Annotated in this window: 15 protein-coding genes and 2 riboswitches; of the genes, 2 read left to right on the top strand and 13 right to left on the bottom strand. The window is 41.6% G+C overall.

Annotated elements, in window-relative coordinates; all coding sequences use genetic code 11:
- Positions 1 to 68: 68 nt before the first annotated feature.
- The 10 genes from purB to MHI08_RS03160 all read right to left on the bottom strand — a co-directional run bounded on the left by purB (position 69) and on the right by MHI08_RS03160 (position 8,448).
- Positions 69 to 1,364, bottom strand: coding sequence for an adenylosuccinate lyase (gene purB / locus MHI08_RS03205; RefSeq protein ID WP_008355754.1), 1,296 nt, complete (start codon positions 1,362 to 1,364; stop codon positions 69 to 71).
- Positions 1,361 to 2,503 carry a 5-(carboxyamino)imidazole ribonucleotide synthase gene (purK, locus tag MHI08_RS03200; RefSeq protein WP_111927667.1) on the bottom strand — a complete coding sequence of 381 codons (1,143 nt, stop codon included), beginning with the start codon at positions 2,501 to 2,503 and terminating at the stop codon, positions 1,361 to 1,363. Before purK ends, purB begins: the two co-directional genes overlap by 4 nt.
- A complete protein-coding gene (gene purE / locus MHI08_RS03195; RefSeq protein ID WP_024424506.1) occupies positions 2,496 to 2,984 on the bottom strand; it encodes a 5-(carboxyamino)imidazole ribonucleotide mutase in 489 nt (162 codons plus the stop codon). Before purE ends, purK begins: the two co-directional genes overlap by 8 nt.
- Before the next feature lie 169 nt (positions 2,985 to 3,153).
- Positions 3,154 to 3,255: riboswitch (purine riboswitch) on the bottom strand.
- Between the two features lie 79 nt (positions 3,256 to 3,334).
- Complete coding sequence (locus MHI08_RS03190; protein WP_012009137.1) at positions 3,335 to 3,535, bottom strand: NETI motif-containing protein; 201 nt, start codon at positions 3,533 to 3,535, stop codon at positions 3,335 to 3,337.
- Positions 3,532 to 4,086: a DUF2179 domain-containing protein gene (locus MHI08_RS03185; RefSeq protein WP_024424505.1), complete on the bottom strand. Its 555-nt coding sequence runs from the start codon at positions 4,084 to 4,086 to the stop codon at positions 3,532 to 3,534. The genes MHI08_RS03190 and MHI08_RS03185 overlap by 4 nt, the downstream gene beginning before the upstream one ends.
- A gap of 204 nt (positions 4,087 to 4,290) precedes the next feature.
- Positions 4,291 to 5,082: a hypothetical protein gene (locus tag MHI08_RS03180; protein ID WP_342499986.1), complete on the bottom strand. Its 792-nt coding sequence runs from the start codon at positions 5,080 to 5,082 to the stop codon at positions 4,291 to 4,293.
- Positions 5,083 to 5,304: 222 nt separating this feature from the next.
- Positions 5,305 to 5,484 carry a YezD family protein gene (locus MHI08_RS03175; protein ID WP_024424503.1) on the bottom strand — a complete coding sequence of 60 codons (180 nt, stop codon included), beginning with the start codon at positions 5,482 to 5,484 and terminating at the stop codon, positions 5,305 to 5,307.
- An 11-nt stretch (positions 5,485 to 5,495) separates the two neighbouring features.
- A complete protein-coding gene (locus MHI08_RS03170) occupies positions 5,496 to 5,657 on the bottom strand; it encodes a hypothetical protein (RefSeq protein ID WP_162860200.1) in 162 nt (53 codons plus the stop codon).
- A 207-nt stretch (positions 5,658 to 5,864) separates the two neighbouring features.
- Positions 5,865 to 7,190: an NCS2 family permease gene (locus MHI08_RS03165; RefSeq protein WP_056767517.1), complete on the bottom strand. Its 1,326-nt coding sequence runs from the start codon at positions 7,188 to 7,190 to the stop codon at positions 5,865 to 5,867.
- Between the two features lie 144 nt (positions 7,191 to 7,334).
- Positions 7,335 to 7,436, bottom strand: a riboswitch (purine riboswitch).
- Positions 7,437 to 7,551: 115 nt separating this feature from the next.
- The gene (locus MHI08_RS03160; RefSeq protein ID WP_125587208.1) at positions 7,552 to 8,448 is read right to left on the bottom strand and encodes a LysR family transcriptional regulator; all 897 of its coding nucleotides are present in this window, start codon (positions 8,446 to 8,448) and stop codon (positions 7,552 to 7,554) included.
- A gap of 101 nt (positions 8,449 to 8,549) precedes the next feature.
- Between MHI08_RS03160 and MHI08_RS03155 the strand changes: the two genes are divergently transcribed.
- Positions 8,550 to 9,737 carry an MFS transporter gene (locus MHI08_RS03155; RefSeq protein WP_125587207.1) on the top strand — a complete coding sequence of 396 codons (1,188 nt, stop codon included), beginning with the start codon at positions 8,550 to 8,552 and terminating at the stop codon, positions 9,735 to 9,737.
- A gap of 18 nt (positions 9,738 to 9,755) precedes the next feature.
- Here the strand turns inward: MHI08_RS03155 and MHI08_RS03150 are convergent, their stop codons facing one another.
- Entirely contained in the window at positions 9,756 to 11,210 is a 1,455-nt protein-coding gene (locus MHI08_RS03150; protein ID WP_342492281.1) for a DUF4179 domain-containing protein, read from the bottom strand.
- Positions 11,179 to 11,724, bottom strand: a complete 546-nt coding sequence (locus tag MHI08_RS03145) for a sigma-70 family RNA polymerase sigma factor (protein ID WP_041116055.1) — start codon at positions 11,722 to 11,724, stop codon at positions 11,179 to 11,181. The genes MHI08_RS03150 and MHI08_RS03145 overlap by 32 nt, the downstream gene beginning before the upstream one ends.
- Before the next feature lie 179 nt (positions 11,725 to 11,903).
- On the opposite strand from MHI08_RS03145, the gene MHI08_RS03140 reads away from it, so the two are divergent.
- Entirely contained in the window at positions 11,904 to 12,077 is a 174-nt protein-coding gene (locus tag MHI08_RS03140; RefSeq protein WP_098676695.1) for a Fe3+ hydroxamate ABC transporter substrate-binding protein, read from the top strand.
- 45 nt (positions 12,078 to 12,122) lie between these two features.
- Here MHI08_RS03140 and MHI08_RS03135 read toward each other — a convergent pair whose 3' ends face one another.
- Positions 12,123 to 12,692: a hypothetical protein gene (locus MHI08_RS03135; protein WP_024426710.1), complete on the bottom strand. Its 570-nt coding sequence runs from the start codon at positions 12,690 to 12,692 to the stop codon at positions 12,123 to 12,125.
- Positions 12,693 to 12,700 lie beyond the last annotated feature (8 nt).

Here is a 12,700-nt window from a genome sequence, read left to right as displayed (position 1 = left end):
GTTGGCCTCCTAATTTGAATGTTGGCAATTTTCAGGATTGGGCGCCTGGCAAGCAGGCGGCCCATTTCTTACGCAAGACCTAGACGTTCGAAAATCATATCGACATTTTTCAAATGATAGTTGTAATCGAAGCAGTCAGCGATTTGTTCCGGTGTTAAGCGTGACGTGATTTTTTCTTCTGCTTCTACTAATGAACGGAACGGTACTTGCTTCTCCCACGCTTCCATTGCCTTTGGCTGAACCGTGTCATATGCCTCTTCACGTGCCATGCCTGTATCGATTAATGCAAGAAGAACGCGCTGTGAGTAAATTAAGCCAAGTGTGCGGTCCATGTTGCGTTTCATATTTTCAGGGAAAACCGTTAAGTTTTTCACGATGTTTGAGAAACGGTTGAGCATGTAGTTCAGTGCAATCGTTGCATCTGGTAAAATGATGCGCTCAGCAGATGAATGAGAAATATCACGCTCATGCCAAAGCGGTACATTTTCGTAAGCTGTCAGCATATATCCACGGATCACGCGGGCAATTCCCGTCATATTTTCAGAGCCGATTGGGTTACGCTTATGCGGCATCGCTGATGATCCTTTTTGTCCTTTTGCAAAGAACTCTTCTACTTCACGTGTTTCACTCTTTTGAAGACCACGAATTTCAACAGCAAATTTCTCAATGCTCGTTGCGACTAAAGCAAGAGTAGCCATGTAATCTGCATGGCGGTCACGCTGCAAGGTTTGGGTTGAAATTGGTGCAGCTTTGATGCCAAGTTTCTCACATACATATTGCTCAACAAACGGGTCGATGTTCGCATATGTGCCAACAGCTCCAGAGATTTTGCCATATTCAATGCCAGCTTTTGCTTGTTTAAAACGTTCTAAGTTACGCTTCATTTCCTCGTACCAAAGAGCAAGCTTCAGGCCAAATGTTGTCGGTTCAGCGTGTACACCGTGTGTACGGCCCATCATGACGGTATATTTGTGCTCTTTTGCTTTTTCTTTTAGTATGTCAACAAATCTCTCAATGTCCTTGAGCAAGATATCGTTCGCCTGTTTTAATAGATATGAAAGCGCCGTATCCACTACGTCTGTCGATGTTAATCCGTAATGAACCCACTTTCTTTCTTCTCCTAGAGATTCAGAGACAGCACGCGTAAAGGCAACCACGTCGTGGCGCGTGTCTTGTTCAATCTCTAAAATACGTCCAATATCAAAGCTTGCATTTTTGCGCATTGTCACAACGTCTTCTTTCGGAATGACGCCAAGCTCTGCCCAAGCTTCACAAGCGAGAATTTCTACTTCAAGCCATGCATTAAATTTGTTTTCCTCTGTCCAGATTGCTGACATTTCTGGTCGTGCGTAACGTTCGATCATTTCCCGTTTCCTCCATCTCTTTCAGTCCATATCTTTGTGATGTTTGTCATCCACTCATCATCGAGCTGTTTCATAAACGTCATATGCCCCATTTTGCGGCCGGCTTTTACTTCATGCTTTCCATATAGATAAAGCTTCGCTTCTTTGAGAAGCTCAGGATGCTCTTTTGGAATGTCCACTTCATCGCCTAATAAATTCACCATCATTCCCTCTGATAAAAGGGCTGTACCGCCAAGCGGCAAACCACATATAGCGCGGACGTGCTGTTCAAACTGACTTGTCTCACATAAATCGAGTGTATAATGACCAGAATTATGCGGGCGCGGTGCCAGTTCATTGACGAGCAGCTTTCCGTCATTTGTCAGGAACAGTTCTACAGCAAGAGTACCAACCAGCCCCAGCTTTTCAGCTAGTGTTGTTGCCAATTCTTTCGCCTTCTCCTGAATGCGGTTCTCTACCCTTGCAGGCACAATGCTTTGGAACAAAATATTATGCTTATGAATGTTCTCAGCGACTGGGAATACTGCAATCTCTCCATGAACAGAACGAGTGACGATCACCGAGAGCTCCATTTGAAATGGAACCCAGCTTTCTAAAATACAAGTTCCATGTGTGAGCAGTGCAGCTGCTTCCTGAAGCTGTTCTTTTTCTTTAATGACGTACTGTCCTTTTCCGTCGTAGCCGCCTCTGCATGTTTTCAGCACGGCTGGCAAACCAAGCACGTCCACTGCGTCTTCCAGCTCTTTTTCATCATGAATGATGCGGTAAGGCGCTACTTCACAGCCTGCGTCTACAATTCCTTTTTTCTCGGTCTCACGATTTTGAGTTAAAAGGAGAAGGTCGCTTCCTTGTGGTAAATAGGCTTCTTCCTTCAGCTGATTGAGTGCATCATAATCAATATTTTCAAACTCATAAGTCACCACATCGCTGATGTCTGCCAGCTTTCGAATCGCTTCAAGGTCACTATATGCGGCTGTGATTTCTTTATCGGCAACCTGTCCGCAAGGAGATTGTGCAACTGGGTCTAGAACTGCTGCCCGGTACCCCATTTGCTTTGCGCTGACAGCCATGTATCTGCCAAGCTGTCCGCCGCCAATGATCCCGATGGTTGCGTTTGGAAAAATGGTCTGCTTAGCCAAGCTGATCACTGCTTTCTAGTACAGTCTGTTTTGTCTGTTCTCTTCTTTCTTCAAGGCGAGCTGCGACCTTTTCATCAAATGCTGAAATCATTTGTGCGGCAAGAAGGCCTGCATTTGTTGCACCGGCTTTGCCAATGGCTACTGTAGCAACTGGTACACCGCCTGGCATTTGAACAATGGATAATAAGGAATCCAGCCCGTTTAGTGCCTTTGATTGTACAGGCACACCAATGACCGGCAGTGTCGTTTTTGCTGCGACCATCCCCGGTAAATGTGCTGCGCCTCCAGCACCGGCAATGATGACCTTTAGTCCTTTACCTCTTGCTTCAGTCGCATATTCAAACATCAAGTCAGGTGTCCGGTGTGCGGATACTACCTGTTTTTCATACGGAATGTTTAATTCCTCTAAGATGTCGCACGCATTTTTCATTGTTTCCCAATCAGATGTACTTCCCATGATGACACCTACAAGCGGCTTCATTTTGTCCCCACCTTTAAGCTGATATTCGATTTTGTATCGTTTGACACGCTTCCCAAACCTAAGCAGCTTGTCAAACGCCGAACAAAAAGGCCCGGTCTGTATTGCAATGTTAGGAAGCAACACAAACCGGGCCATGGTAAGCGCTGTTCGCTTTTGAAACGCCATGTCAGTTTTGTTCACTATCCTGCATAGTCCAGTCATTTACGGTAACTGGGTAGAAACTTATGGGCCATATTCCCAAGATTATATGAGGCTCGTGTTTTGATTTCATGTTTATCTTAACAACGGATGTTCATGATGTCAACGGATTTATCGAACAATCTATGAAGTCGTCGTTTTAATGTTCGGATTTAGACTATTTTTCCTTCAAATACGATTTTTTTCCCAATCGGAATGATCTGAATCGACCCATTTTCCTTCTTTTCTTGAAAAATCGGTTCCTCCATTCGACGGACAGGCGAGTAGCCTTCCGCTGCCATCTGGGACAACACTTGATCAATCGTCATGTTGTCTTCCACATAGAATTTTTTCTTCTTTGGTTTTGCGGTCATTCTTTAATTCTCCTTTTCTTCACAGCCTTCACCCAGAAGCCGCCGTGAATCGATTTGGGCTCATATGAAATGATAAACGCCTTTGAATCCAGCGTCTTAATCGTTTCATATAATTGCAGTTCATATTTTCTCGGTGTTAAAATTTGCAATGCTGTCCGGTCTCCTTCAAGACCGCCTGCTACCCAGCTGGTGACACCATATCCTTTTTCTCTCAATTGTCTTGGGAGATCGACATCCAATTCTTTTGTGATCACGTTAACAGTTGTGTAGCCAAGTGCCAGCTTCTCTTCAATTTTCATCCCGACAATGATCCCCATCCCATAACCTAGCGCATACGCAATGACATTTTGTATTTGATCTAAGTTATCTAAAACGATACTTAGCCCAATGACATAAATGAGCATTTCGATCGTACCCGCAAAAGCAGCTGCGTACCGTCTGCCTTTCATCGTTAAAATCAAACGCATGGTGGAAAAAGAAACATAAACAATATTAATCACTAAAATGATTAAAACCATGGTGAACGCATTGGATAAAAGTTGTTGAAGCACGATTCGAACCCCCTGCACTAAAAAATCAAATAAAGCACCCCATATTCTACTAGAGAACATACCTTGATACAATCAAATTTACGCGATCAAAACACATATATCTTTCGACAACAAGGATGGTGTTTGTTACCAAGAGTTTACCCGTTTTTTTCTCTTCTCAACATGAAAACCTCCTTTTTCAAAAAAGGAGGTTTTCATTGTGTTTTATCCAAATCGAACAGGAACAAGTGATGGAATCAAATACTCCCCGACTATGCCCCAGAGCAGCGCGATGATAACAAGCTCAACCAATAAAAAGGCCCAGCCCGCATACATCAAATCTCCACGTTCGGCATCATGCTCCGATTGAATCGAGCGAAAGAGCACGATCGCAATCAACTGGAGGCCGACAAACATCATCACAGATATTATGACGGTCACATATGGAATATTCAGCATGGCAAATACAAGCCAAAGGATGGATAAAACCAACACCGGCACAAGCGCAGCACCAAACTTCATGATCACTTCTTTCAGTGATATGTTGCCTTTTAGCATGTACTTTCCGAGCAGCCAGACGGTAAGCATCATCAATGTCAACACAATGAGTGTAAAGACTGCCACTCTCAAAAAGGCGTCGCCAAAAGAATAATGAATGCCAAAGCCTAATAAACGGGTCTTTGACGCCTTTAATTGAACATAGTTGCCTAAAGCAAAAAACACGCTGAATAACACAATCGAGATCCAGGCGTACTTCATACGCAATGTTTCCGCTTGATTAATGGCCCGGCTCGGTGATTTTAACATCGCCAGTCCATATGAACCATACCGCTTAAACGCGCCTCCTACACCTTGCAGTATACGCTGGATAGCTGAGCGCTCATCATCCGCTGTTTTTGAGGTTCTTCCTCGTTTTGCAGCGCTGCGGCTGAGGCGGGATTGCCTTGTTTCTTGATCTATTGATGACTCTTCGTTTTTCTTTTCAGATGTCCCCTGATCTTGATCTTTCTCTAACATCTCATATCAACTCCTATCCAATCCTTACAGTGCTAAAAGTGCATGAACTGTTCGGATGACTCCTCTTAAAGTAGCGGAGTCTCTCTATTCAGTCAAGATTCCTTGACGTTCATACGAATAGACGGATAAAAGGCAGCAGAGGTTTTAAAATGGAGAGAAAATAAGACAAAACAAAAAAGCTGACGGCCTCCATCAGCTTTTTATCAATGTTGAAATTCATGATCAACGATATTGACTCCGCTTTCCTTGCTGAACCCGGAGATTCTCCTGATGAGCGGGGAACCGAGTCTTCTTGGTCGTATCAACCTGTGTAATATGTCCATTATGAATGGTGATGACCACTGATCCATAGTCGATCCCTTTTAAGGCAGATAAAATATAATTCAGCTTTTGTTCATCCATCGCTCATCCCCCTATTTTTGTTTTCGCTCTTTTAAATAGAGAACCTCATTTTCCAGCTCATGAATCGTGTAATGCATGAGTGCTTCCTGCCCTTCTTCATGCCCCCATAAAAGGAGCTTTTGAATCAGCACCTGCTTTTTTCGTTCAATCACCTGTCGAAGCCAGCGTGACAAAAGACATCTCCTCCCCTTTTGAATGTCTGCAAGAAAAAAAGGCACCCTGAAACCTTCTATTAAAAAGGAAATCAAAGCGCCTTTGGTGATCCAATCAGCGAATTATGTCTTTTTATCATAAACACATAATTCCTATAAGTCAACTATGTTTTGATTTTTTTAACAAAAAAACAGCAGCTTCCATGAGCTGCTGTTTCGGATGTTCAATTAATGATTTAAGAAAGCAAAATATAGAATAAAGATGACAAACAATCCGTACATGATTGGATGCACTTCTTTGGCTTTCCCTTTAAAGATCATCGTAATCGGGTAGAAAATAAAGCCAACCGCAATACCTGTTGCAATACTGTAAGTCAGTGGCATCATAATCATCGTTAAGAAAGCTGGTACCGCAATTTCAAAACGATCCCATGCAATCTTCGCCAGCGGAGCAACCATCAGTGCACCAACAATAATCAAAGCAGGTGCTGTCACATTAGGTGTAACAATGGATAAAAGCGGTGAGAAGAACATCGCCAGCAAGAAGAAAATCCCTGTGACGACAGCTGCAAAACCAGAACGCGCACCAGCAGCAACACCTGAGCTAGATTCAACATAAGACGTTGTTGTAGATGTACCAAGAATAGAACCTACAACGATTGAAGAAGAATCCGCCAAGAGTGCTCTTCCTGCACGTGGCAGCTCATTATTTTTCATTAAACCAGCCTGTGTTGCCACAGCCACAAGCGTACCAGCTGTATCAAAGAATCCAACGAAAAGGAACGTTAAAATCACAATAAGCATTTGAATGGAGAATATTTCTGGTAAGTGAATCAAGGCTTGACCAAAGGTTGGAGACAAGCTTGGAATACTTCCCACAATTTGAGACGGTACTGGTATAAGACCAAAAATCATCCCGGCAATAGCAGTCACAAGCATCCCAATGAAGACACCTGAATTCACACGAAGAACCATTAATATAACAGTCACTACGATACCAAACACCGTTAACAGAACCGGACCACTATGAATATTTCCAATCGAAACGAGTGTATTATCATTATTGGCGATAATGCCAGAGCCTTGAAGACCAACAAACGTAATGAACAAACCAATACCTGCACCAACTGCCAGCTTCAGCTCAGCCGGAATGGCATTGATGATTTTTTCACGGAAACCTGTTAAAGAAAGAGCAACGAAAATCAAACCTGAAACGAACACACCTGAAAGTGCAGCTTCCCATTTGATGCCCATGCCAAGTACAACCGAAAAGGCGAAGAACGCATTCAGACCCATACCGGGTGCAATCGCAATCGGATACCTGGCGATCAATCCCATCAGAATACACCCTGCAGCAGAAGCTAACGCCGTCGCTGTAAAGACTGCCCCCTGATCAATTCGTAATTTATCTGGAAAATCCGGCACAGACACTAATGCAAGTGTGATCGGATTAACAAACAGAATGTAAGCCATCGACAAAAATGTGGTTAAACCACCGATGATCTCTCTGCGGTAATTCGTACCTAATTCATCAAACTGAAAAAACTGTTTCAAGCCAACTGACTCCCTTCATGTCCTTTTGCTTTAGCCTGCCCCATTCACTAGTCAAATAAAAAACGCCCCAACAATTTTGGGACGCTTGACTACATATGTGAATTCAGACTGTGACATAAAACAAGAACAATGCATGATTTATATCAAACGAGTGTGAATTGACGTAGTCAAGCCATTTACGGTAGCTTGGTAGAAACTTGCGGGCCATATCCCCGCGATTATACGACTTCTATCTATTTGATTTCTGTGTCTATTGTACCAACTTCATTTTTAAAACACAATACGAAAAGCGAACATTTTTCAAAGAAATGTCCGCTTCATTCGTCTTATTACACGAATTTGGAAATTCACAGCTAGTTCTTTATACACCCTTCCCCAAATCCTTCTCTTTTGCAAAAACCGCTTCGGCTACATGGAAAAACTCTTTCACTGCCGGCGAAGCTTGAGAGAGCGACGGACAGGCGAGCGCAACCTCACGATGATGAGAGACATTCAGCTGGCGAATATGCACAAGCTGCTGCGTTTTTAAAAACAACTCCGGACCTATCGTGACACCAAGTCCTTCCCCGACCATACGGGCAATGGTCGTACAATCATGAACTTCAAATAAAACAGCCGGCTTCATTTGCGCCTCTGAAAAAATATCCTCTACATGTGATTGATACATGCCAGTCGGCATAATAAATGGTTCACCCGCCAAATCTGTTATATCCACAATGGGCTGCTGTTCATATCGATGATTTGGGTGATAGGCGACGACCATCTCATCTTTCATAAGCGGCATTAAATCAAAGGCTTCATCCGCATGACCTTTTACAACGAATCCAACATCAATGATGCCAGAATCCAGCCACTCCAATATTTCTTCATACGTTCCCTCATAGAATTTAAATTCGATTTTCGGATGTTTTTTCTGATAGCTCACAAGCAGTTTAGGCAATAAACAAGCAGAGGCACTGGCAAATGTGCCGATACGAATCATACCTGTTTCAATATTTTTCGTTAACGCAATTTCTTGCTGGATTTTCTCCACTCTATTTAACACTTCTCTAATATGCGGGAGAAGCGTTTGACCAATGTCCGTTAGCATAATGCCCTTTTTTCGGTCACGAATGAATAAAGACACACCCCACTCTGACTCTAAATTCGCCACTGCATGACTCACAGCTGACTGCGTCATATTTAATGCTTCAGCTGCTGCTGTAAAACTGCCAAGCTCCACAACTTTTGCGATAATATCAAAGCGAACAAAGCTCATGAGTATTTACTCATCTCCTTCATGAAAAACATCAATTTTACTTATGTTAGCACGGAATTTAAACTAAAGACAACGTATCAACATGAAGGAAGGGTTCAAAAATGAAAAACACATCTCATCAGCTATTGATTATTCTTTTAGCTGTCGGTTCATTTGTCACAGGCACGTCAGAATTCGTCGTGTCTGGCATTCTAGATATCATTGCTGTTGATTTACACATCTCCATTCCTGCTGCCGGTCAGCTCATCACCGTCTATTCTCTTTTTTATGCAGTAGGCGCTCTCTTTTTAGTCATGGCAACATCGAAACTGAACCGAAAAAAGGTTTTGTTATCAGCTATTTTTGTGTTTATTTTAGGCAATATGCTCGCCTTTTTCAGCCATCATTTTGTGCTGCTCCTGCTCTCTCGTGTCATCATGGCCATGAGCGGCGGTTTATATATTGTCGTCGCCACGAATTATGCAGCGCAGATCGCCCCGCCAGAAAAAAAGGGAAGTGCAATGGCAACTGTCATCACTGGATTCACCGTTTCACTCGTACTTGGTGTGCCTATTGGGACATTTCTATCAGGTCATGTGGATTGGCACTATATTTTTCTCATCATTGCACTAGGTACTGCTTGTCTCTTCTTGCTTCTTTATCAATTGCTGCCACGCATAGAGGGACATTCACATCTACCTTTAAAGCAGCAATTACACATTCTTCAAGACCGCAGAGTGATCAGCGGCTTAGCAACGACCGCCCTTTGGATCTTAGGCTACACGATGGTCTTTGCTTATATCTCTCCTTTATTGCGACAGACCGCCGGCTTTTCACTTGAAATGACAAGCATGGCCTTGCTCGTCTTAGGCATTTCTGCTTTTATCGGCTCACGCTTTGGCGGCTTCGCCGTTGATCAATGGGGACCAAACCGAACCATCTCGATCAGCATCATGATCCAGATGTTCGCTCTCTTTGCCTTATTCTTTACGCAATTCTCTACAATTAGCGTCTTGATCACACTCGCCATTTGGGGCATCGCCACATGGACAACAACACCAGCGAAGCAATTTTATCTGATCTCCCTTAAACCCCAAGCATCAGAAACCGTGCTGAGCTTTAATACAGCGATTATGAACATCGGCATGATGCTTGGATCGTCAATGGGCGGCGTGATTATACAGTATACAAATGTGACTAATTTAAGTTGGATAGGCGGGTTAGCTAGTTTTGTGGCGTTGATGTTGATTAGGTATTCGTTCAACCGTAATCGACTGGCGGAACAGCAGACAAAAAGCGAACATGTATAACCATGTTCGCTCTCTTATTTATTGACTAGCTTTTGAAGTTTCTTTTTTGACTGGAATGGTTACCTTTATTGCTTTCTGTGGTGCCAACATATTCAGTTCTGACAAATCAAGGTAAAGCCCATATTCTTTAAAAGAAAAATGCTTTAATGATAAAGTTTCTAAATTCTTATCATCAAATTCAAAGGTGGATTGCATGGAAGCTGTCTTTAAATTCGTCATCTTCGCATGGTTCCCCTTCAAGTAATATCCGCTTTCATAGTCTGCTTGTGGATCGGGCCATGATTTCATCTTTTCAACATCGCCTAATCCAATGAATTCACCTATATTCTCCATCACATCCTGATCTAATTCTTTTTGATCTACTCCAGTAAATTGATAATCAACAATCACAGAACGGTCTTTTTGCTCTATCTTAATGATTTTGATTCCGATGCCATGGTGTTTTGTTTTGAACTGAACAGGCAGCTTTGTCTTGAGAGGAATGATGTGGCTGTATTCTCGTTCGTAGCTCACATCTGTGTAAAATGTCAATTCAGTCGCCTTTGGATTGATCGGCTGATTCAAAATTGTCAAATGATCTTTTCTAGTTTTGTCAGAAGTCAGTTGTTTTTTTCTTAAAACGGTTCCAATCTCAAGCTCATACTCATTCCCTAAATTATCCTTCATTCTATCAATACTAACTCTATCATCTTTGGCAAAACCATTGTAATCAATGGCATATTGAATAGCAGAGCCTTTCACTCCATTTTCTACCTTTACGTTTCTTATTTGATAACGTCCATTTAAAATAGACACGTCTTTTTGTCCCGCTAATAAAGTGGTTTTTTGCTTCACTACAGGTAATTCAAAACGCCAATTCCCTACAATATCTCCAATTTTTGAAATGACGAGTGGCACTTGCTGACCTTGTTTGATCGTTTGTCCATTTGTATAGACTTCCGTCTGCCCAACATAGCGGCCATCTTTTAATTTTTTCAACTCTGTTTTATCATAATTAAGTTGGAAGTTTCCATCGATTTTTTCTGCATTCACTCTGAACGATACAGAATCTTCTTTTGTATGGAGATTCTCCACCGTAAACGTATAAACAAGCCGCCCGGCATCATAGTACACGCTGTTTACTTTCACAGTCACCCCTCTTGATTCAGCCCCTTCATTGACATGCTTCACCAAATCACTCTGAAAAAGAGACATTCCTACTTTATCGTGAAACATCATATAAAACTGCCCAATAATCGGTACACGTGCCATTGCTGTATTAAGAGAAGGAAAAAGAAAACCTGAAGAAAAATAAAGGACGATGAGGACGATGAGAACAATGACAGAGTATATTGGCGTTCTCCAGTTCCATTTGAACCAATGTCTTTTCTGTTCCGCTTTTACATCTCCTATTGCTTGGCGAATCGCAGAGGTTACTTCAACCATTGGTACATCAATCTCATCATAAAGCTTTTTCATTTCTTTTCGTTTCATCGACACTCTCCTCCTTCTCCAATGTTTGCTTTAATAACTTTCTTGCTCGATACAAATGAGTTTTAACCGTTCCTTCAGGCACACCCATCTGCTCAGAAATCATCGAAATTGAATAATCTTGAAAATAAAACAACTGAATGACCACCTGGTATTGCTCATCTAACACTTCAAGTGCATTTTTTAAATCGAGCTTGTCTTCCAAAAAATCATGACGCTCCACGCTTTCGTGTTGCTGTTCAAACGGAACAACATCTTGCTGTTTTTTCTTCATCGCAAAAATTGTATGAATCAAAATTCTCGTCAGCCAGCTAGAAAAATAAGCCGGTTCTTTCAAACCAGATAGATGCTTAAACGCTTTAAATACCGTCTCTTGAACAGCATCTAACGAATCCTCTTTATTTCTTGTGTAGAGAAAAGCTGTTTTATATAAACGCTCTTGATACATCAGCATTAATTTCTCAAATGCCGGGACATTCCCTTTTTGTGCTTTTTTAATTAGACGCACTTGCTTCATCACACTCACACCTCCTACACCTGTTAGAGCAAGCTTTCTTTCAAACGGTTTCAACAAATGGAAATTTCTTTTACTTAGCATATGTCGGATAAAAATAGAGAAAGTGAAGAACGAGCCGCAAAGAACATGTCGAACATTTGATATAATGGAAGAAATATGTACAAAAAGGAGTAAGTCGATTGTTTCTATTTGAAGAACCCACGTGTGCTAGCTGTCAGAAAAAGATAGAAGGAAACGAAGAAGTGTACGTCAAGCTGACCTATCCAAAGAGAAAAGGAATGACAGAGGTAAAGGCTTGGCTCAGGAATGAAGGGGTTTTTTATTGTAAGACATGTTATGGAAAAGAAACATAAAAACAAGCATTTCAATTGAAATGCTTGTTTTTACTTTCTACTTTTTTATTTCCGCTTACTACGAAGTTCAATGAGTGCTAGTTTATTGTCATTGAAAAAGAACTCCAGAATGATACCGTTTGATTGATCTTGATATTGTATACCTTTGCTATACCCTTCGACAAACCAGAGCTTCTTGAATTGATCTCCATATGTTTGTAGCACAGATGAATAATCGTCTCCAATAGTGATTCCCTTAGATGTTTTGAGTTTTTTCTGTTTTGACTGATTGTAAATAGATGTAACTCGATGATGTTGATCAACTGATACTACAAAATCTTGATTTTCTTTTTCCATATAGACCCTCTGTTTAGGATGGGAGAATTGAGTATTCTCCACAAAAGTATGATCTCTCTCAAATTTTTCACCAATCTTAAAATGACCTAGCGATTCATTTGTTAAAGATACAGAGTGAAAATTAAAAAACATAGCCACCCAAACAAATAGTGCGGTTCCTCCTAAAACAGAACCTACAATCACTAACACTTTAGAATGGATGATTCCCTTTTTAAACAAATAGATCGCTAAAGATACGATGATCATCACGATGACGATCATAATTAGAAAAATACCCATTTCAATTA

The sequence above is a fragment of the Bacillus sp. FSL M7-0791 genome (assembly GCF_038627085.1).
GTDB lineage: Bacteria > Bacillota > Bacilli > Bacillales > Bacillaceae > Bacillus > Bacillus safensis.
The sequence above is the reverse complement of the archived record's forward strand: the minus strand, read 5'-3'. Positions and strand labels throughout refer to the sequence as shown.